The sequence below is a fragment of the Bacteroides sp. LFL-34 genome (assembly GCF_027257075.1).
GTDB classification, from domain to species: Bacteria; Bacteroidota; Bacteroidia; order Bacteroidales; family Bacteroidaceae; genus Bacteroides; species Bacteroides ovatus.
Window position 1 is genome coordinate 43,853 of sequence record NZ_JAPQKZ010000023.1, and the last position, 21,183, is coordinate 65,035.

The 21,183-nt window shown below is 45.9% G+C and carries 16 protein-coding genes and 5 pseudogenes; 2 read left to right on the forward strand and 19 right to left on the reverse strand.

All coding sequences use genetic code 11. From position 1 onward, the window contains the following. Positions 1-403 precede the first annotated feature (403 nt). The 11 genes and pseudogenes from N5O98_RS14850 to N5O98_RS14895 form a co-directional block, all read right to left on the reverse strand. A complete protein-coding gene (locus tag N5O98_RS14850) occupies positions 404-2,743 on the reverse strand; it encodes a TonB-dependent receptor (RefSeq protein ID WP_004300137.1) in 2,340 nt (779 codons plus the stop codon). Positions 2,744-2,856: 113 nt separating this feature from the next. After that, complete coding sequence (locus tag N5O98_RS14855) at positions 2,857-3,198, reverse strand: hypothetical protein (protein WP_008776571.1); 342 nt, start codon at positions 3,196-3,198, stop codon at positions 2,857-2,859. A gap of 124 nt (positions 3,199-3,322) precedes the next feature. Continuing rightward, positions 3,323-4,645, reverse strand: a pseudogene (locus tag N5O98_RS27600) (TonB-dependent receptor plug domain-containing protein); the annotation flags it as partial. Between the two features lie 336 nt (positions 4,646-4,981). Beyond that, positions 4,982-5,644 (reverse strand): annotated as a pseudogene (locus tag N5O98_RS27605) (TonB-dependent receptor); the annotation flags it as partial. Between the two features lie 84 nt (positions 5,645-5,728). Next, a complete protein-coding gene (locus tag N5O98_RS14865; RefSeq protein ID WP_004317845.1) occupies positions 5,729-6,109 on the reverse strand; it encodes a hypothetical protein in 381 nt (126 codons plus the stop codon). 46 nt (positions 6,110-6,155) lie between these two features. Beyond that, positions 6,156-6,869 (reverse strand): annotated as a pseudogene (locus N5O98_RS14870) (TrkA C-terminal domain-containing protein); the annotation flags it as partial. Positions 6,870-7,124: 255 nt separating this feature from the next. Continuing rightward, the gene (locus tag N5O98_RS14875) at positions 7,125-8,447 is read right to left on the reverse strand and encodes a sigma-54-dependent transcriptional regulator (protein WP_005775887.1); all 1,323 of its coding nucleotides are present in this window, start codon (positions 8,445-8,447) and stop codon (positions 7,125-7,127) included. Continuing rightward, positions 8,440-9,801 (reverse strand): annotated as a pseudogene (locus N5O98_RS14880) (hybrid sensor histidine kinase/response regulator); the annotation flags it as partial. The pseudogene N5O98_RS14880 and the gene N5O98_RS14875, both read right to left, overlap by 8 nt. Next, positions 9,802-10,677: a radical SAM mobile pair protein B gene (locus N5O98_RS14885; RefSeq protein ID WP_004329298.1), complete on the reverse strand. Its 876-nt coding sequence runs from the start codon at positions 10,675-10,677 to the stop codon at positions 9,802-9,804. Further along, positions 10,674-11,342, reverse strand: coding sequence for a radical SAM mobile pair protein A (locus tag N5O98_RS14890; protein ID WP_004329299.1), 669 nt, complete (start codon positions 11,340-11,342; stop codon positions 10,674-10,676). Before N5O98_RS14890 ends, N5O98_RS14885 begins: the two co-directional genes overlap by 4 nt. After that, positions 11,339-12,115 (reverse strand): MBL fold metallo-hydrolase, encoded by a 777-nt coding sequence (locus N5O98_RS14895; RefSeq protein WP_004329300.1) that lies wholly within the window; start codon positions 12,113-12,115, stop codon positions 11,339-11,341. Before N5O98_RS14895 ends, N5O98_RS14890 begins: the two co-directional genes overlap by 4 nt. A gap of 130 nt (positions 12,116-12,245) precedes the next feature. Between N5O98_RS14895 and N5O98_RS14900 the strand changes: the two genes are divergently transcribed. Continuing rightward, entirely contained in the window at positions 12,246-13,145 is a 900-nt protein-coding gene (locus N5O98_RS14900) for a helix-turn-helix domain-containing protein (RefSeq protein ID WP_004329302.1), read from the forward strand. Positions 13,146-13,192: 47 nt separating this feature from the next. Here the strand turns inward: N5O98_RS14900 and N5O98_RS14905 are convergent, their stop codons facing one another. Next, on the reverse strand, positions 13,193-13,381 hold the full coding sequence (locus tag N5O98_RS14905; RefSeq protein WP_005775886.1) for a hypothetical protein: 189 nt from the start codon (positions 13,379-13,381) through the stop codon (positions 13,193-13,195). A gap of 23 nt (positions 13,382-13,404) precedes the next feature. Here N5O98_RS14905 and N5O98_RS14910 point away from each other — a divergent pair, with 23 nt between their 5' ends. Beyond that, complete coding sequence (locus N5O98_RS14910) at positions 13,405-14,064, forward strand: helix-turn-helix domain-containing protein (RefSeq protein WP_004329304.1); 660 nt, start codon at positions 13,405-13,407, stop codon at positions 14,062-14,064. Positions 14,065-14,085: 21 nt separating this feature from the next. Here N5O98_RS14910 and N5O98_RS14915 read toward each other — a convergent pair whose 3' ends face one another. The 7 genes and pseudogenes from N5O98_RS14915 to N5O98_RS14945 form a co-directional block, all read right to left on the reverse strand. Continuing rightward, a complete protein-coding gene (locus N5O98_RS14915) occupies positions 14,086-15,033 on the reverse strand; it encodes a relaxase/mobilization nuclease domain-containing protein (protein WP_004329305.1) in 948 nt (315 codons plus the stop codon). Continuing rightward, entirely contained in the window at positions 15,030-15,395 is a 366-nt protein-coding gene (locus N5O98_RS14920; protein ID WP_004329306.1) for a MobC family plasmid mobilization relaxosome protein, read from the reverse strand. The genes N5O98_RS14915 and N5O98_RS14920 overlap by 4 nt, the downstream gene beginning before the upstream one ends. A 176-nt stretch (positions 15,396-15,571) precedes the next feature. Further along, positions 15,572-16,510, reverse strand: coding sequence for a toprim domain-containing protein (locus tag N5O98_RS14925; protein WP_005775883.1), 939 nt, complete (start codon positions 16,508-16,510; stop codon positions 15,572-15,574). Between the two features lie 257 nt (positions 16,511-16,767). Further along, positions 16,768-17,973 (reverse strand): primase-helicase family protein, encoded by a 1,206-nt coding sequence (locus tag N5O98_RS14930; protein ID WP_004328112.1) that lies wholly within the window; start codon positions 17,971-17,973, stop codon positions 16,768-16,770. Between the two features lie 422 nt (positions 17,974-18,395). Beyond that, positions 18,396-18,785 carry a hypothetical protein gene (locus N5O98_RS14935; protein ID WP_004328110.1) on the reverse strand — a complete coding sequence of 130 codons (390 nt, stop codon included), beginning with the start codon at positions 18,783-18,785 and terminating at the stop codon, positions 18,396-18,398. Beyond that, positions 18,782-20,005 carry a site-specific integrase gene (locus N5O98_RS14940; RefSeq protein ID WP_005775881.1) on the reverse strand — a complete coding sequence of 408 codons (1,224 nt, stop codon included), beginning with the start codon at positions 20,003-20,005 and terminating at the stop codon, positions 18,782-18,784. Before N5O98_RS14940 ends, N5O98_RS14935 begins: the two co-directional genes overlap by 4 nt. Before the next feature lie 250 nt (positions 20,006-20,255). Continuing rightward, positions 20,256-21,158, reverse strand: a pseudogene (locus tag N5O98_RS14945) (TrkA C-terminal domain-containing protein); the annotation flags it as partial. Positions 21,159-21,183 lie beyond the last annotated feature (25 nt).

The window sequence follows — 21,183 nt, forward strand, 5'->3', positions numbered from 1 at the left end:
GTATCAATGTGAATTTTCAGAATATTTTTTCTTCATCAGGATAGAAAGGGGAATACACGCAATTCTCCTTCTTAAAAAAGAGACTGATAGAATGACAGAGGATATCGGATAAAAAAGGGCTGACAATTAATTGTCAACCCTTCTATAAATATGCTATGATTAACTTGGAAGCATCAAAAACATTGCTTACCTTTGTGTTACAGAGATATTTGAAATTATGCAGAGCAATGCAATGTGTAGCTGAACTTCCACTACTATATCGTTACCTGCATCTTTATAAAAACACTTTTAATCGCTGATTTATAAAAGATTAAAACGAACTACACTCTTTTAAGCCTTGAAACAAAGTGTTTCAACGCAGGAAACAAAAAGTACCGTGCCGGGAAACTATTTTTATGACCGATTAATAGCTGATCTTTACTCCGGCAAAGAAACTTCTCGGCAAAGAAGGACCGTAAATATAACCGGAATCCCGGTTAGCTCCTCTGTCAAAGTCCTTCTGATAAGACTCAAAAATATTCTGAACTCCGCCGTTTAATTGCAAATCAACCGTTTTGTATAACTTGAAGTCATAAGCCAGTTTCACTCCCAAATCAAAGAAACGAGGTGTTCTGATTGCTTCCGCTTTTCTTTCAGGCATTTTACCCAGTTCGGCATTCTCGGCGGTGATATCCATACGTTGCACCAACATCCTGCCGGTATAGGTTCCTGACAAAGCAATAGATAAAGGTTTGATGGGGGTACAAGTAGCAGTGAAATAACCGTATGTATCGGGAGTACGGAAAATCTTCTTTTCTGCCGGTGCATCGTCATGCCACTTATGCGGTTCATCGTACCGGCTACGTTGTAAAGTTAATCCCGCTTGTATTTGCAGGATAGAAAGATAAGCCACTTTACCTTCCAGTGTCAATCCCATCACTTTAGCACCGGGGCCATTGCTACGTGTTTTCACTAATATACCATCACCACGGTCGTAAGGTTTGCCCAATACAAAAACATCGGTCAGTCTTGTATAAAAACCCTCAATCAACAAATTCGTCTGGAATGCTCCGAAACGATGATACATATCTGCAGAAACACTGAAACTTTGGGATTTCTCTTCTTTCAAATCCTTTGCACGCTCGATCATAGCCACCGTTCCGCCCACATTTTCAATATGCATATCCTCATCAAAAGCCTGCGGAGCACGAAATCCGGAAGAATAGCTTAAACGCAGGTTAATATTCTGGGTAGGATTAAAACGCAAGTTGGCACGGGGACTAAAGATCACATTATCCACCATATTATGCTTATCCAGACGACCACCAATCAGAATCCCCCAACGGTCGTTCTTCCATTCGTTCTGCAGAAAAGCACTGTAAATATTCACCGTCTGATCCGTGTGACGGTTATATCCCCACATGTTATCTTTTAGGCGGTCACGGTTATATTCAAGCCCTGCCGTGAGATCAGAAGGCATAAAAAAGCACTTGTCAAACGTATGTACGTATTGTGCACCACCCATAGCGGTTAAATCCGTTGTCTTTCCATAGGCTTTCAGAGGATCGTTACCCGGTCCGTAATAACTGTCCCGGTCTGTATTGGCAGCCGATGCAAAAACACTTAGACGGTTCTTTTCATCCGGAGAGAAATAATCGAATTTCAAACTTCCACCATCAATAGAATGTTGCAACTGCTCCGCAATATGCGCTTCGTGAGGAGGACGGTTCAACATATCCCCTCCACGACGGAATTCCTGCATGTGGTGATATTCAAAGGTCAGTTTGGAATAAGTACTTGTTTTCAGATAAGAGCGGAAACCCACTGTCTGATTCTTCAATTTGGGCAGTTCGGTAAATCCGTCTCCGTCATAATCATATCCCGACCGATAACGGTTCTGACCAAAGATATACAATCCGGCACGATGATCGTCCGTCACCAATGAAGCATTCAGCGAGGTGTTGTTATCGAATGAGGAGCTTCCTCCTAAAGAAGTTATGGTGTGCGACAGCTGACCCGAATTACGTAAAGGCTCTTTGGTGATTATATTAATCGTTCCTGCAATAGCTGAAGAACCGAACAAGGCGGAGCCTCCCCCACGCATCACTTCTACACGTTCAATCATACTGGCAGGAATCTGTTCCAGTCCATACACTCCGGAAAGGGCGCTGAATACGGGACGCGAATCTATCAGAATTTGTGTATATGGTCCGTCCAGACCATTGATGCGGACTTGCTGGAAGCCACAATTCTGGCAATTTGTCTCCACACGCACTCCGGGCTGGAAGTTCAGTCCTTGTGATAAAGTGGAAGAATTGGTGGTTTCAAAAAGTTTCAGGTCGACAACATTCACCAAAGTAGGAGCCATACGACGTGTCGTTTCACTCCGGTTGGCGGAAACTACTACTCCGTCGAGAGCAATCGCATCCTCTTCTATTTCAAAATCTTCTTCCAGTGTCTTTCCTTTTTTCAGAGTTACGTTGCGGGTCACTGTCTTGTAACCTACTGAACTAACTTCCAGTATAAAATTTCCTTCCGGCAAATTCTTCAAAAAATAATGCCCGGTAGCATCGGTCACGGTTCCTATGGTCGTTCCTTTCAGTGCGATAGTGATGTACGGAAGATGTTCTTTCGTTTTTTTATCCAGTACATGACCTATTATATTCGCATCGGATTTCTTCAGTTCAGGGTAGTCCGGACGTTCAGCCAATGCGTATGACAAGACACAGCACAGGCCGACCAGGACTAAAAGATATTTCTTCATTGTCGTTAGTCTTTTAATGTTTTAATTCGAAAAATAATAATAAAGGGAAAGGGAAGCAGCGATCGTTAATCGTTGATCCTAATACATTAATACTGTTCCCCCAAAAAGATAGACTAAGCGATAGGAGGTGCTCTAAGAGATATTACGCCCGGACAAGAACGGTAAAATTGCTCAATTTGCGGGCGGACAAACAGGATGCATAATAGAGATAAAGCAGCAACAGAGAATGTTGGTATCAAACCGCTGTCGGTCACCAACACATGACTCAAGAGATGAATTAGTTGGAATTCAACCGTCGTATGGCTATGTTCGCTGCCTTTTTTAAATGGATGTGAATGGACAATTGTAACCCCGTTGACCACATGGGAGTGAGTAAACAAAGTGATTCCTGCCATGTACGAGATAAACAGTACAGGCAGAAACCACTTCATTATATGTAGGTACAATTGTTTCATTCGGTCATCTTGCACATTTATTCTGTGCACCTAAGTCAAGGTTTAGTTTGTTTTTTGCAAAGATAAGGATTGTCTCCATGCAAAACAATCCCTATTTATAACGATTTTAAATCTTAACCGAATTTTAATAACTTATCTTCACTCCGGCAAAGAAACTTCTCGGCAATGACGGACCATAGATATAACCGGAGTCACGGTCAGCCCCTTTGTCGAAGTCGTTCTGGTAGGCATTGAAAATATTCTGTACACCGGCATTTACCTGCAAGTTCATCGACTTGTAAAGTTTGAAATCATAGGCAGCCTTCAAACCGATATCGAAGAAGTCCTTCGTATTCACCGTTATCGGTTTTTCAAGGAATCCCGGAACTGGTTCGTGGGGAACCAGCATCGAACCGGTATATGTACCGGAAAGAGCGATAGATAATGGTTTTATCGGGGTATAGGTTGCTGTAAAATAACCGTAAGTATTCGGTGTACGCATCATTTTCTTTACAGCCGGAGCTTCTTTGTTCCATACATGCGGTTCGCTATAATGGCTCTGTTGCAGGGTGACTCCTGCCTGAACCTGGAATTTAGTCAGATACGCCATCTTTCCTTCCAATGTCAGTCCCATCACACGGGCTCCCGGTGCATTGTAGCGTGTACGTGTCAGGATTCCATCCACTACCTCTCCGTCGGTAAGGGCAAATACATCTGATAACTTTGTATAAAATCCTTCTACCAAAAAGTTAACCTGAAACGCACCAAAACGATGATAAATATCTGCCGAAGCACTCAAGCTCTGTGATCTTTCTTCTTTCAGATTATCGGCCAATTCAACCATCGCCACATTACCGCCTACATTCTCCACATGCAAATCCTCGTCGAAAGCCTGCGGAGCACGGAAACCGGATGAGTAGCTGAAACGAAGATTGATATTTTCCGTCGGATTATAACGCAGATTGGCACGCGGACTGAATATCACATGGTCAATCAGGTTATGTTTATCCAAACGACCGCCAATCAGAAATCCCCAATGCTCATTCTTCCATTCATTCTGAAAGAAAGCACTACCGATATTCACTTTTTGGTCTACTGTACGGTGGTATCCCCACATATTGTCTTCCAGTTTATCCTGATTGAATTCTATTCCGGCAGTCAGGTCAGCAGGCATGAAAATACATTTTCCGAAACTATAGACATATTGCGATCCTGCCATCCAGTTTAAGTCGGTAGTGTTTCCGTAAGCATTCGGATCTTGGCCGCCACCATAATAGCTGTCACGATTGATATGCTGCGCTGATGCAAACACATTGAAACGATGTTTCTCGTTAGGTGAGAAATAATCAAATCTCAGTCCTCCACCATTGATCGAGTGTTCGGTCTGTTCCGCTACATTCGCTTCGTGAGGTGGACGGTTCAACAAGTCTCCTCCCCTACGGAATTCTTCCATGTGGTGATATTCAAAAGTTAGTTTCGAATATGTCGTTGTTTTCAGGAATGAACGGAAACCGATGGTTTGGCCGTGTATCTTGGGAATTTCAGAATATCCGTCACCATCATGGTCATACGCGGAACGATGGCGATTCTGACCGAAGATATACAAACCGGCACGCTGGTCGTCCGTCACAAGTGATGCATTCAGCGCCGTACTGTTATCAAAAGCATCGCCATCACCAATACCTGTAATGGTATGCGATAACATACCGGAATTGCGCATCGGTTCTTTGGTAATGATATTGATTGTTCCGGCAATAGCAGACGAGCCGAACAAAGCAGATCCGCCTCCACGCATCACTTCCACACGTTCTATCATGCTGGCAGGAATCTGCTCGATGCCATACACACCGGAAAGTGCACTAAAAATAGGACGGGAATCGAGCAGGATTTGCGTATAAGGGCCATCCAGTCCATTGATACGCACTTGCTGGAAGCCGCAATTCTGACAATTAGACTCTACACGGACACCCGGCTGAAAGCTCAATCCTTGTGCCAAAGTCGTAGAATTGGTATTCTCAAAGATTTTCAGATCCACCACATTCACCAGTGTCGGAGCCAGGCGACGGGTAGTCTCGTTACGATTGGCAGATACTACTACGCCATCCAAGGCAACTGCATCTTCTTCTATCTCGAAATCTTCTTCCAATGTGCGCCCTTTCTTCAGCGTCACATTCCGTCTGACGGTTTTATACCCCACCGAACTAACTTCGAGCACAAAATTGCCTTCGGGAAGATTCTTCAAGAAATAATGCCCGGTAGCATCGGTTACCGTTCCGATGGTAGTACCTTTCAAGGCGACTGTTATATAGGGCAAGTGTTCTTTGGTGTTTTTATCAAGAATATGGCCAACGATATTGGCGTCTGACTTACGTAATTCAGGATGATTAGGATATTCATGAGCTTGTCCTTCAAGGGCAGGCAACAATGCGCAGCACAAGCAGACAAGCGAAAAGATGTATTTCTTCATTTTTCGTTTGTTATTAGTTTTCGATAAGTACTCACATGGATAGACAGATAATGCCCTACCTCATGCAAGGTACGGTATCATCATTCAAAGAATGGAGAAACGAATAGCCGGAGGTGCTCTAAGTCCCACTACCCCATGATACGGACAGTGATAGTGAGCATACGGCGAACGGCCGAGCAACAAATACAATAAGAAAGGAATAAAAAGGGAAAGAGCAAAAACTACGGCTGCACCGTCTGCCGTTAAATGAGACAGAAAATGAATCAGTAGCAGTTCGACTGTAGAGTGTTTATGTGCCGCCCCTTTCTTAAATGGGTGTGAATGGACGATTGTCACGCCATTGACCACATGCACGTGGGCAAAGAATGTGAAGCTTACCAGATACGACACAAACAGTATCGGTAAGAAGTAGCGTGTAATATTCAATAACAATCGTTTCACCTCATTTTTTCTTTGAGGCGGCAAAGATACGAACTATTTATTTAACAATCAATGAATCTACAAAATTCTGTTAATATACTGCCGAAGCTATGATTTGAATAAACAGAATCAGAAATACCATGGCAATCGGATAAACAGTTGCGTAAGCTACGCTCGGTATGTTACTGTCCACCATTGAATCGGCAGCTGCAAGTCCCGGAGTACTCGTCATACCTCCCGTTATCGTTCCCAGCAAATCGAGCAGACTGATTTTAAATACCAGACGTCCGACAATAGCTGCTACAAGCATCGGTACCAATGTGATGGCAGCTCCTACTCCGAACATCAGCAATCCGCTTTCCTGGAAAGTGGCTACCAGATTCTTACCGGCAGAAGTTCCCACTTCGGCAAGAAAAAGAAGCAGACCTAACTGGCGCAACAACTGATTGGCAGGTCCGGACATAGACCAGATGATGGGGCCTGTCTTACCAATCGCACTCAACACAAGGGCTACCATCAATACTCCGCCGGTCAGTCCCGGAGAGAATGACAGACTATCAGAGAAAGATATATTTATTTTGCCGAACAGCACTCCCAGTACAATACCCATCGCAATGGGGAAGAAATCCGTATCAGACAGTTTCTTCGCATTGTTACCCAGCAGGCGGGCTACTCCTTTAAGTCCTTCTTTCTCACCGACAACCATCAATTTATCACCAAACTTCAAAGCGAGATCTGGAGATGGAGACAAATCAATACCGCTTCGACGGACACGAGTCACTGTACAACCAAAATTTTTCTGTAATTCTGGAAGATTTTTATAACCACTTTATTAGCAAGCAGTTCTGAGGATAAGGTAAAAATGAGGTAATGATTTGGCAACCCTGTCTATTTCTACGTTCTGCTGTGAGTTGCTGTCAATGTCTCTCGTCTTGGTACAAAAGTAGCAATAAAAATCGGATACACATCAAAATGTCCCATGATTTTTATCACAGGACGTTTTTTATCTTCGCTGAATAATCCGGTTTAACCGTTACTTCTATTTTCGGCAAGTTGCGGGCTATGATTGCTGAAATTTATACTTTAATCCATACTCTTCCAACTTGCTATACAGCGTTGTACGTCCGATTCCGAGCAATTCGGCGGCAACCTTGCGGTTTCCGTTTGCCTGCTTCAACGCGCGTAAGATGCGTTCCTTGTCCTCCGCATCGTTTCGCAAGGCGAAGCTGACAGGTGAGGTCGGTTTCGTTACGGCAAGTTCCAGATGCTCTTTCATGACAACTCCCGTCTGTGCCTGCAACACCGCGCCCATTATCTTCTGCCGAAGCTCACGGACATTACCCGGCCACGGATGGGTCAGCAATGTCTTACGGGCTTCCGCATCGAACCCAGTCACGCTACATTCCAATTCATTGTTGGCAATCTCACGGAAGAACTCCGCCAACGGCATGATGTCCTCCTGACAGTCACGCAAGGGCGGAACAGTTATCTCGAAGTCGTGCAAACGGTACAGCAAATCCTGTCGGAAACGTTTTTCAATGACCGCTTTCTCCAGATCCTCGTTGGTGGCGGCGATGATGCGGACATTGAAGCTCTTGTCCGTCTTGTCACCTATAGGGCGGTATCTCCGTTCCTGTATGGCACGGAGTAACATCTGCTGGGTTTCCAATGCGAGATTGCCTACCTCATCCAAGAACAATGTGCCACCCTCTGCCTCATTGAAGTATCCTTTCTTTGTGCTGTCCGCACCCGTAAACGCGCCTTTGACATGTCCGAAGAATGCCGAGGGCGCAAGGTCTTTGGAGAGTGAACCGCAGTCCACAGGCACAAACGGTTTCCCTGCCCTTTTGCTCTTATCATGCAGATGGTGGGCGATATGCTCCTTGCCCGTGCCGTTCTCTCCGAATATCAGCACGCTCATATCAGTAGGGGCAACTAATCTTATCTGTTGCATGATTTTCTGAAAGGCGGAACTGTCACGGGCAAAAACGGGCATACGATTTCGTCCGATACTCCGTTCTTTCAGGATGGTATGAAGCAGAGGCATAAGTTTATCCTCCACAAGCTGCTTGGGGATATAGTCCAGCGAGCCGAGTTTCATACTTTCGACTGCCGTATGCACTTCGGCATAGTTGGTCATGATGATTAACGGTTGTGTCATGCCTTCCTTGCGCATCCATCGTAATAGGTCGATGCCGTCACCGTCGGGTAGTCGTAGGTCAGAAACCACGATGTCCCCGTCTGAGGCTTGTTGCAGAAGTTTCTTCGCGGTCGAGAGGTGGTAAGCCTGCACGGTACGGAATCCTTCCCGTGCCAGCAGGTTGCAGACAAACTCGCAATACACGATATTGTCCTCCACCACGATGATTCTTGTTTTATCCATTTTCGTATTTTTCCTTTCTTCTTTTGCCTGCCGGATAATTTCAGCACCTTTATCCAGCACAGCCGGTCACCGCTTTGCATATCGCTTCGTCATCTGGAGTGGCACTTCCATGAAGTTGGGCGTAAAGTTCCCTCAATGGCTGGTCGGCACGGAGAATCTGCCATGAACTTCGCAGATGGTGTGTAAGTGTGTCCAGTTCTTGGAGGTCTTTACGCTGTTCTGCATCCTTGACCGCCTGCATTTCCTTTTCGGTTTCCGCTATCAGTTTGTCCAGCATGACGGATTCATTGCCATAAGATAGCAGAGTGGAAAAATCCGGCTTTTCATCCAATATGCTGCTTAATGCGCATTTATCCGTAATCTCCATCAGTTCGGATATGGAGAACGGCTTGAACAGGCATCCGGCAAATCCACGCCCTATAAGTTCCTCCTTGCTGCAACTGCCCGAAGCGGTTGTCACGACTATGGGAATACTCTTCGAGTTGCCTACATTGGATGAGCGCAACAGTTCCAGCAGTTCAAAACCGCTTATCTCAGGCATATTCAGATCCGTCAGAAGCAGGCTGTATTCCTTTTTTCGTATCAGCTCCATCAGTACCGAAACATTGGTACAGGTATCGCAGTGCATCCCTTCATGGGCATACATTTCTTTCAACATAAGGAGAAGTACCTCGTCATTGTCGATGGCAATCACATCATGGCAGATATGATTATGGCGCATTTGCGCTTGAATTGTCTGTTCCGGCAGTTCCTCGGCTGTCTGCATGGGAATTTCCACCGTGAAGCGGCTCCCTTTGCCTTTCTCGCTTTCCAAGTGTATAGTTCCACCGAGCATCGCCACAATACGCTGCACGATGGACAATCCTAATCCGAAGCCGTCTTTTGCGGCGGCATTTGAAAGACGTTCAAATGCACCGAATACTCGTTGTTGCTCATCTTCGGTCATGCCCGTACCGGTATCTTCAACGATAAGTTTCAGCAAACCGTTATCATAATCCGCTGCCAATGATACACTACCGTTATCCGTGAACTTGATGGCGTTTGACAACAAGTTGTTGCCGATTTGCAGGATACGTTCCTTGTCGGTCAAAACCACCGCATCGGTGTGGCTCTCCACTATCAAAGTCAGCCCCTTGTTCATGGCAATGGGCATGAACTCCGTTTCAAGAATATGCGTGATTGCGGAAATCCTGCAAGGGGAAAGGTTGGGTTGCTCCTTGCCGTTGTCCAGACGGAAGAAATCCAGCAGCGTGTTGAGCATCTCCCGCATACGCTCGGAAGATTGCCGGATATTATCCACATACATGGTGCTTTTATCCGCGCTACAACTTTTCTGCATCAGTCCGGCATAGCCTCATTTTGTCAATCGTATTTTTTCGTGGTAGAAGTAGTTTACGATGACAGGTTTGCCTTTTTCCGAGCGTCCGTATGGCAGATCGTTTATACGATACGGGAAGCCCTGCTCCTTGGCGTAATTTGAAATGTCCTGCTCCAATGCCTGCCAGTATTCAAGCCTTTTTTTATTGTAAATTTCCTCGTAAAGCGGTATGAGGTCAGGATACTTCTCACGGATATACGTCATTATCCCGCCTTTGAACTGCCCGCGTAAATTCAGGTTTTCAAGCCAGATTAAATCAGCATAATCTTTTACCTCCTCTATTATTGCCTTCACGTCTGTTATTCTGGGGAATATGGGCGAGACGAAGCATACGGTGCGGATACCTGCCTCGTATGTCTGACGCATCGCTTTCAGACGGCGTTCAATGCTTACGGCGTTGTCCATATCTGCGCAGAACTGCTCGTCGAGCGTATTGACAGACCATGACACAGTCACTTTGGGAAAACTCTTCAACAGGTCGAGATCGCGAAGGACAAGATCGGACTTTGTGCATATCATAATCTCGGCATCGCTTCCTCGCAGCTCTTCGAGCAGCCTTCGGGTACGGTGGAATTCTTCTTCATACGGATTGTAACCGTCCGTCACAGACCCTATTACAACACGTTCACCGTCGTATTTATGAGGATTCGTTATCGGCTTCCAGTTTTTTACATCTAAAAACGTACCCCACGGCTCGGTGTGCCCGGTGAACCGTTTCATGAACGATGCGTAGCAATACCTGCAGGCGTGGGGACACCCTACATAAGGGTTGACCGAATATCCTCCCACCGGCAGAGAGGATTTGGTCATTACACTCTTTACATCTATTTCCTTTATTGTATCCATATTCATTGTATTCGTCTGGTAAATTGTTCCGGCAATTCCTGAATCATTCTTTCGTCGCCCATAATCGGCAGCAAATCCTCTTTCATGAACACCGGTATGCCATGAGCCTTTGCCTGTTCTGCAATGCTAAGCACCCATTCGGGGCGCGAATATGACTTTCCTTTTCGGTTTCCGGTCTCTGTGCCTATGACAATCCAGTCAATTCCCTCGAAATCAATCTCGCCGATATCATCGAAGAGAGGTTCAAACGTGACATGGTAGTGTCGTGCTTTGATATTCTTTTTCAAATCATCAATCCTCCTTTTCTCGGAACTGCGCGTGACGGTCACGCCCATCCATACGTTCTCGTCGTCAGAGGAGAAACTGATTTTGTCAGGGCGCTTCGTCAGAAAGATATAGGCGTGCTGGGGATTGCTGCTGATCCGCTCGAAAATTTCTGCGTTCCATTCAGGCTTCCAATCGGAGAAATCGCTCATTCCTGTCATGAGCCACACATGAGGACGGGACGTATCGATGATGCGCAGTTTTCGTTCCATGTATTCAGGCACGGAAAAGTCGTCGGTAATGTGGAAACGGCGGCAGTTGTTACGGGCATAGCAGTAAGGGCATCCTATAGTGCACCCTACCACTATGTTCATGTTTTTTATCAGGGATTTAATGCAGACACTCATAACACAACTGTTTCTCCGTCCTCCGGGATAATCAGCCGGCTCATGTCGGCTTCGTGATGCGTTGCCTCATTGCGCAGAATTGCACGGGTGGTCTGGCAATGGTCGATGGCATCCATGTGTACGGCTATCAGCTTGATATGCGAAGGCAATTCGTCAAGTATCTGCATCACTTCGTTCTCGTCGGGGATGATAGGACCGTCCGTTTTGGAAAATTCGGGAAAGATTGCACCTCCGGAGTTTACCACGATATAGTCAGGATTGAACCGTTCCACGGTGTCTCGGATACATGCTTCCCATCGGCAGTCACCCATTATATAAACGGTCGGGAAGCCCTCGGCTTTTAGCACATAACCTGATACAGGTCCCATCATCTGCCCGATCTGCCCGAAACCATGATGTCCGGTCGTGCGGTAAATGGATATGCCGTCTATTGTTTTTATTTCTTCGATGGGTATCACATTTGTAAATCCGTCGTTTCTGATGGCGTCCGCGTCCTGGGGCTGAACGTAGAAAGGAATTTCTTTGGGCAAATGTGTGGGGACACTCGGCTCGTAATGGTCGATGTGATTGTGGGTCAGGAGCACCATGTCCACGCCTCCGATAATATCCTGAATAGGAATGGTGAGGTGTACCCTCGGTGTTTTATTCACACCGAGGGCCGATATCAAAGTGCCTTTGTCGGCTAAAACGGGGTCAATTAGCATGGTGTGTCCCGCATACCTGATTTTCAAGGTGGCATTGCGCACCAATTGTACTGTGGATGTCTTTTTCATGACTATATGTCTTGTTATTGATTACGGGTGCAAAGTTCGGAAGAATCCGGCGAAACATCTATGCCTGAAAAAACGGTAATTATGCCATTTTGATAAATGAAATTATTATCTTTGCAAAAACGACAAGGATATGGACGAGATAATCAACCCTGATCGACTGGTCAGCGTACCGTTCAACAAGACACGCTGCGGCGTGGATTTTTACATCAATACTGCCATAAACAAGGACATCGGACTTGTGCTGACAGAAAACAAGCGGTTTAAGACAGACTTCTTCAGCTTCTACTTTTTCCGTAAGGCAAACGGATATTTGCTACTGAACTTCCGCAAGATTGAACTGCGCGACGGCATGGTTCTCCTGCTTTCACCCCATCAGCAACAAGAGTGGCATGTAGATGAGACGGCGTTGGATTACACGTTCCTTATATTCCGCGAAGATTTCATGCGTACTTTTATCGCCGACAAGTTCTTCGTTTTTCGCCTTTTGTATTGTTACCAGACAGATACGCCGCCTTACATCAATGCCACACATGACGAAATGAAGGAATATATGCGGCTGCTCGGAAAGATTAAGTATGAGCTGATGAATCCAGTGTCCGATACGTACAATATCATTGTTTCCTTACTATATTATCTTTTGCTGATTATCAATCGTACATACGCTGCCGCCTATTGCTTGCCCGCTGAAATTGCTAAAAACAATTTCGCTTTTCGGTTCAAGGACTTGTTGGAACAGAATATCCGCACCCACCAGCGGGTGCAGGAATATGCAGACATGCTTCATGTCAGTCGCATCACACTCAATAACTCAGTAAAAGCCCAATTCGGAGTATCAGCTACCCATTTGATAAAACAACGTCTGCTTGAGGAACTGAAGAACGAATTGCTATTCTCCAACCGCACTGTCAGTGAAATGGCGGATGATTTCAATTTCTCTGATCCGAGCCATCTCATGCGCTTCTTCAAACAGCAAACAGGCAAAACATTTACTCAGTACATGACGGATTACAATAAAGGCATATACGAATAACTTCTTAATATAGTCGATAGCGGCTATCGAAATATGGTTGTTGATGTTCAGGCGTTTTTGTACTGCATGAACCATTTTACGATTTCTGGATCTTCGTGCGAGCCGAGTAAGAAAGGCTTGTCGGTATCCAGCGTCTTTATCCGTGCCATGTCGTCGGCCGACAGGGTGAAGTCTAATATGTCGAGATTCTGCTTCATGCGTTCCGGTTTCACAGACTTAGGAATAATTATGCACACTGATATTTATCGCGCCCGGACAGGTGTTCGGTGCGGAAGATGACGGCATGCAGTTCCAACCAGATGGCTACCTGCTTATGTTCCATCCCGACCTGCTGCGGAATACACCTCTCGGGCGGATAATGCGTGAATATTCGTTCTTTTCCTACGAGACAAACGAGGCATTGCACCTTAGTGTGGAAGAACGGCAAATCATCATGGATTGCTTCCACAAGATTCAATATGAATTGAACCATCCGATACACCGTCACAGCAAGAACCTCATCACAGACAGCATCAAGACGTTCCTTGATTACTGCACACGTTTCTATGACCGCCAGTTCATCACACGCGACAACCAAAACCGAGACATCCTCGCAAGATTTGAGCGGTTGCTTGACGAATACTTCCATGATGGGGCTGCTAAACGGATAGGCTTGCCCACTGTACAGTATTGTGCAGACAAGCTCTGCCTCTCGCCCAACTATTTCAGTGATTTATTGAAAAAAGAAACAGGTTCAACCGCCCTGCATTTCATTCATGACAAGTCTATTGAAATAGCCAAGACGGAACTTGCATCTACAGACGACACCGTTAATGAAATCGCCTATAATCTCGGTTTTCAGTACCCGCAACATTTTACCCGACTGTTCAAGAAAGAGGTAGGTTACACTCCGAATGAATATAGAGCGCAAGTGTCGTGAGAATTGGATTAGTACAGAATATTAGAACCCAACACCTCTCTTGCGCTTAACTTTCTTCCTTCTGCGAAGTATATCCACCATTTCCTGATTGGCTTCCGCATCAGCAGCGTTATAAGATGAGCCACTGCTTTTTAGCAATCCCCAAGAGCCGTTGAACAACTCGCTTTGTGCCGTGCCGGACGGTGCGCTTGGTGTAGCCGTTTCATATATTCCGGCTGTTATTCCCATACGTTCCCTGCATCTGTTGTGCTGCAAAGCCGCGTCAATCTTGGAATAACTGAAACGCCTGTCCACTTTGGAGCCGTTGAAATGGTAGCCATTCATGGAGAATACAACACCCTGCACCTCGCTGGTCTGCCCCTTATGCTTGAAATGTACTTCCACTCCCTGCCGTTTCAGGTTGGCGATAAGCACGTTCCAGTTGCCGCATCTGCCGACTTCCATTTTGATGATGTCGTAAAGCGCATATTTCGTCCTGTCTGGCTCTTTCAGGCGGTTGCGTTTGACATTGTCCTTTCCGCCAGCCATATGCAAGCCGTATTTCAAGGTCAATTCCTTGCAGATGCGGGTACTGCGCAGACGCTCGTGCCTGTCCGATATGGTATTGCCGTTGTTGTCTATGCGGTTGAAAGCAATATGCACGTGTGGATGCTCCTTGTCGAAATGCTGGGCGATGAAGAACTGCGTATTCTTGATTCCCATCCGTTCCATATATTCAAGCGCGATGCCTGCCATGATACGGTTCGTCAGCCGTAACTCATCCTCTTTGGAAAAACTCAACGCGATATGTCCGACAGGTTTTGTCACCTTATCGTTCATCCGTGACTGGGCATTGAAACTCATGGCGATAGTTTCCAGATTTTCCATAAACAAGCCTTCGCTTGCTACTATCTGCGTATCCTTCTTCTTGTCGATGATGTAATCCACCGCACCCTTGAAGTCGCTTCCTTTTACGATTTTCGCCATCATATCCCTATCTTGGTTATAAGTTCATGAATCCTTGCCACTGCCACCTTGCAGTCCCACCGTTCATCGTGGAAGCCTCCGGCGTTTGCCTTACGCGCAAGCTGGTTGAGATTGTTAGCCATGCCGCAGAGTTGGCGGATGTATCCGGCATGTTCCTCCGACAGCCGTTCTTTCACATGACCGTTACGGAAACATTCCCTCATGTACTCGCTTGGTGATACGCCCGCCTCATGCGATCGTGTCAGCAGGCGGAAGTAGTCGGCTGCCGTCATTTTCACTGCGATACGGTATTTCAGTTTCTCGGTTGCTTCCTTCTTGGGGCGACCTCCCTTGTTGCGTTCCTTGTGTTCCTTTGTCTGTTCCATATTTTATTCCTTTTAATTCGGTTACTGATTCAACTGTATAGACCGACGGGATGCCACCTCCTGCAATTTGGATGGTGGGTGGCAAGCGGTTTCGGTACACCCGAAACACAAACTTGCTACCTCCCAATCCTTAAGGAATGAGTTTCGGGCATCTCCCGTTTTTCTCATTCGGGATGTCATAATCCCAACCCTTTCTTCTTGGGTTTTACGATAGTTCTTGGCGGTGGACTAACGGCTAATTTCTGCCGGATTCCACGCAGGTAATCGTTCAGGTCTTTATGCCCTTTGTAGTTGTCGGAGAAGTCGCGGATGCGTCCGGCGAACTTCCTTTCCAATTCCCGATACGCCTTTCTTCCCGCCTCGTCATTGTCGAGCATGCAGTGGATACGTCCATACCCGTGCAGCACATCTATAGCTTTGGAAACATTGGCGGTCGAATTGAGGATGACGTAATCCTGCCTGTCAAGGTCGGGCAAGTTCGAGCAGTTCCTCTTCCGCAACGTGAGGAATGAAAGATAGTCCATCATGCCCTCGAATACAAGGCATTTCTCTCTCGCTTCTCCCTGTTGCCGAATATGGCTGATGTCTTTGGGTGCGACACAGCCTTTGAAAAAACGGTTACGCACTTCAAATCCTCCCGCCACATTCGGAAAACCGATGGCGAAATAGGGCTTGCCGTTATGGGTGAAGTGGAGCTCTTTACATTGCGCCTTTGCCAAAGCGATGTTTATGCCCCGTTCCTGCAAGTATCGGAGCAATGCCGGATGGGTGAGTTCGCCCACCTCCAAATGTTGGAAACTCGGTTCGGATGCCTGCTGGCGAAAAGAGAAAGATATGGGACGGATGTGTGGTGCCTGTTCCGCTATCTTGCCAAGCAGATAAGGCACATGGTCGGATGCGTACAGTACCCCTGCAAGTGCGATGATGTTACCACCTCTTCCCAGTCCATAATCGAACCACAGGTTGCGGTCGGTGTTCACCTTGAACGAGGCTTCCGTTTCCTGACGGAACGGGGATTTATACCACAGGCAGTTTCCCTGTTGCTTTACGGGCGAATAACCCAAACTTTGCAGATAGTCCGCAATTTTGATTTGTTTTGCTTCTTGGATGTTCATGATATAATTTCTATGGATTTGATGATGACTGTAAAAACGTTGATTTGATGAATGAGATATGTATTGTCCTATACGTTAATGCTTTATATTCTCAACATCTTCTCAACAAACCACTCACAAATAGAGAATCCAACAAACTGATGCTGTTTCCCTCTCAACTTTTCTTTTCGATTGTTGAGAATTTGTTGAGAGTGTATGCTGTTTATTATCAGTATGGTTATATCATTATTCATCAATTCAACAAAAAAAGAATAGTATTACAGGGATTCAAGTTGTTCCCTTGTGACGGTGTAGAAACGACCGACTCTTTTTATCGGCTCATATCGGCACTCCCGATTGTAATTGAATTGGTAAGTGGTATATGTAAGCCCGTTAGAGGCAGGAGTAAGTTTCCAACATTCCTGCAATACCTTTCTGACTTGGTGCTTCTCCACCTTTACCTGCGAATGTACCAGCAAAAGAAGAATGTCGTTGTGGCAGAACGAGAATGTGTCCGTGCCGACACTTTCCATAATGTCAAGGATAAGTTCGCACATCTCTATCTCCAATCGGTTGCGGTTGCTGCGGATAATCTTCTGCAAGGCTTCGGTATGCAGCAAAGAGGGCGCAAACCACATACGGCTTTCCTTTTCGGTGGAAAGTTGTCTGTATTGCAGGTAATACAGAAAGGCAGGTATCTCAGCTTTCAGCTTTTGCAGGAAGTCTGTGTCATCGGATTGCAGACGGTCTATCTTGCGCACCCAATAGCGTGTTTCACCTGCATCAATGATAACAGGCAGATACTCGTTGTTGGAGCATAGCACGAACTTGGCAAAGAACGCTATCTCGTCACGGTCTTTGCCTTTGGCTTCCACCTTGTAGGAAAGTGTGGTGCTGAGGTTCTTCAACCGCTCGCTGTCCTCCCTGCGGTTGAGCAATACCTCGTCCACCACGATGAGCAGTTTTCCTGCCCAGTCGGAATTGAACTGGCTGCGGAAGTCCTCGTTGGTATTGAAAGTGACATTGTTTTGAAACACAGCTTTCAGGAAGTTCAGGAATGTACTCTTGCCCGTGTTGCGTTCTTCTGATACCAACAGCAGGATAGGCAGTTTCTGCACGGGTTGCAGGTAGAGCAATTGAAGATAGTCCATGCCCAATTCATACTGTTCACCGAAGATATGGCGCACCAATGACCGGATACAGGGAAACTCGCCTTGTTGCGGACGGTGTCCTATCGGCTCGTAGAGGTTCAGGAACTTGTCCACCACGGGACGGTAGTCCACATGGTCGGGGACGGTGCAGAAGCCGTCGTACTTCGGCACGGTGGCGAGATAGTCCTTGCCGTAGTCCTGCCGCAGTGTTTCGTTGTTCCACACGATGCGCTTCTTCACATAGCCTCCGTTCAGACGGGGCTGGTTCACTAACTTGTAGAGGGTAGTACCCACACGGATAAACTCCTCATTTTCAAAGTTGCCTTGTTTCATTAGCACTTCATTTTTTTGTTTAATCAGTGCAAAACTCGGCAATTAGCGCAGAACGGATTAACAACTCACGCATACCTCACGTAAGATTTTCTTGGATTTGGCTTTATGACATACAACAAAAGGAGGGTGTGTCAAAACAGAAATGACAACTTCTAAAAGTTACAGATTGTAACGTATAACACTTAAAAGGGTCGTATCAAGCTCTGTATGGAGTAATGATACGACCCTTTTTGGGATCTTTTAGGATGCTCAAATTTCAAATTATAAGTTCATCTTTTTAATAATTGAGTTTTGACACACCCTCTTTGTCGTAATCGTACGTATGAATGGCAATACACCTATTCACATACTCGTATAAATACATTGTTGGCAATGGGAATACGCATAGGTCTCACTACTTCATGTCGTCATATCATTAGAACTTATGCCTGATAATTAGACATATCCCAACCATTTATACCCAGCGAAAAGAAGATATTTGTTTTCTCTTTTCGCAAGTACAGCCTTTTAAATATGGCATTGCGCACCTGTTCCGCACCGAAGCTGTCAATGCGGAAAGCAAGTGCGACTATCATCGGAAAGCTGAACACATCGGCATGATACCCGTTCTCCTGCCGAACATACTTCTGTACCTCGTATTCTTTTAATGCTCCACTGTTATAGATGTTTCTGATGGCAGAACGAAGTGTCGGAGCAATTACTCCGAACAGTTCCACCAATTCCGGCTCGCTCATCCAAATGTTTGAGACATTCTCCGGCATGATGATATTGCCGGATTCATTCACTGTTATGCTGTTTCTTCTCATACTCATGACATCGTTATTCCGTTAAACGTCTTACTCAGTTTGTCGCCGAACATGGTCAGGTCGTTGTCGAGCTTCTGCGTGGTTATCTTTGCGTAGAGTTGGGTCGTGACTATATTCGTATGTCCCAACACACGGCTTACGCTTTCAATGGGCATCCCCTTGCTCAAAGCTAATGTTGCGAAGCCATGACGACTGCAATGAAATGATATTGACTTGGTTATGCCACATTCCCTTATCATCCGTTTCAACGGTTTGCAGATAGACCAATAGTTCAAGCCGGGGAATATACGATTGTCTTTCTGCATCGGTCGGTAGCGTTCGACTATCTGCAAGGGTATATCCAGCAGCTTCACTTGGAAGGCGACTTTTGTCTTGTGGCGTTTGGACAATATCCACTTCTCGCCGTTCACCTCCACGATGTTGTCATTCGTCAGTTCCTGAATGTCCACGAATGACAAGGCGGTGAAACTGGCAAAGATGAAAATGTCACGGATGTATGCGAGCTTGCTGTCTGCAAACTCATGTGTCATGACCGCTTTCAGTTCATCCTCCGTCAGATATTCCCGTTCTTTCACATTGGGGCTGATATGAAACTGGATGAAAGGATTGCGCGGTATCAACCCGTTATAATGCGCTTTCATGACCACGCCTTTCAGCCACATACAGTTTGCCCATATCGAACCGTTCCGCAATCCGGCTTCAGTCGAGAGGTATGCGGCGAACTCCTTGATGAAATCGGGAGTAAGTTCCAACATGGACATATCGCTGCGTCTGTAAAACGACTTGATAAAGGCGGCTACATGGTTTCTTGCCCGTACACGTGCCCGATAGGTAGCCATTACCCTGTCTTTGCCTACCCGTTTCTTGAACACTTCGTTCTCACGGTCGAATGCTTTTAGCAGCGTCTCATACTCGCTGCCGATTCCCTGATAGGCGTTGCGCACCATCTCAGCCGTAACAAATGCCTCGCGGTCTGAAATGCGCTGGTAATGTTTGATGATTTGCGCCTTGATGTTGTCAAGGGCAAGGTTGATGTCTCGTGCCTCGCGGCTCTTGCCTTTCGCCTTGTTTCCTTTCACGTCCCAAAGCGTTTTCGGGATGTTCTGCTTACAACTGAACTGCGCCACAGTCCCGTTGATTGTCACTCGTCCCATGATGGGGACAATACCGTTTTTCTCCTTGCTGCCGTTCACGTAGAACAGAACCTTGAATGTGCTTCTTGCCATACTCGTTTTTTGTTTGCAAAGTTATTACTCAACGAGTTAGACCTTGATATGCCAACCTGTGCCACAAGCTGCCAAATACAACACGGTGTGTTAAAAATCACCATTCGGCGGGTAATGATTTGGAGACCGTTCTTCTTCATAAATCCGCTTTCCTTTACGTTACCTCGATTTTTCGCCTGTCCTCATTTGTCTTCGCAAACGCCTTATTGACAGGCATTACGAAGACATTTGTCCCTTTTTATTCGTCTTTTCCAGAGATTTTAAGAAAGTTCAAATCACCCAGTTGTTTATTTATCATGTCCTTTTTGGTCAACAGTAAAGATTCTATTTCCTGCGTTTTATCCAAAGGCAGTTCGCCTTCTTCTCTCTTACCGATTAACACAGCAAGCTGATTCAATGATTCTTCGCTACCTACGGCTTGTATGTAGTCTCCTTCACGCAGCACTGTATGGGCTGTAGGAATAGATATTTCATCATTGTGCTTCAGACGGGAAATAACAGCGCCCGTCATACCGCGTGCATTAATTTGCATCAGGTTACGGTTGAACACATGCGAATTGGTGACACGGTAGATACAAGTAGTCAGTTCTGGAAATTGTCCGCGACGTTCTATCTCCAGGCGACGGGCTTCTTTATTCAAATCTACCCGCATAATTTTAGGTAACAGTTTGACAAACAGAATCACGCCGATTACTCCAAACGGATATGCGATACCGTAAGCAATGGATGCCAAAGGAGAATTGGTACTGTCAATAGCAACCGCCAGACCCGGCGTACTGGTCAACGCACCGGCAATCAGACCGACAATACTCGGTGTATCAATATCAAATGCGTACTTCAACCCGACTGCGGTCAGGCAGGCAGAACAAATTATAAGCATAGTAATGAGAATAAGCGTCTTTCCTTTACTGCGGAAAGAATCGAAGAATCCGGGCCCTGCCTGAATACCGATGGTAAAAATGAAGAGCACCAAACCGAAGTTTCCTAATTCTTTAGGAATGATAACACCAAAATGCCCGAAAAGAAGGGCAATGAAAATAACTGCCGACACATCGAGAGATAATCCTCTGATTTTTATTCTTCCCAGCATAAACCCTAATGCGACAATCAGGAAAAGGGAAAAATAAGAGGAATGCAATAAGTCAGTAAACATAAAAATAAAGGTTAGTTAGTTTAAG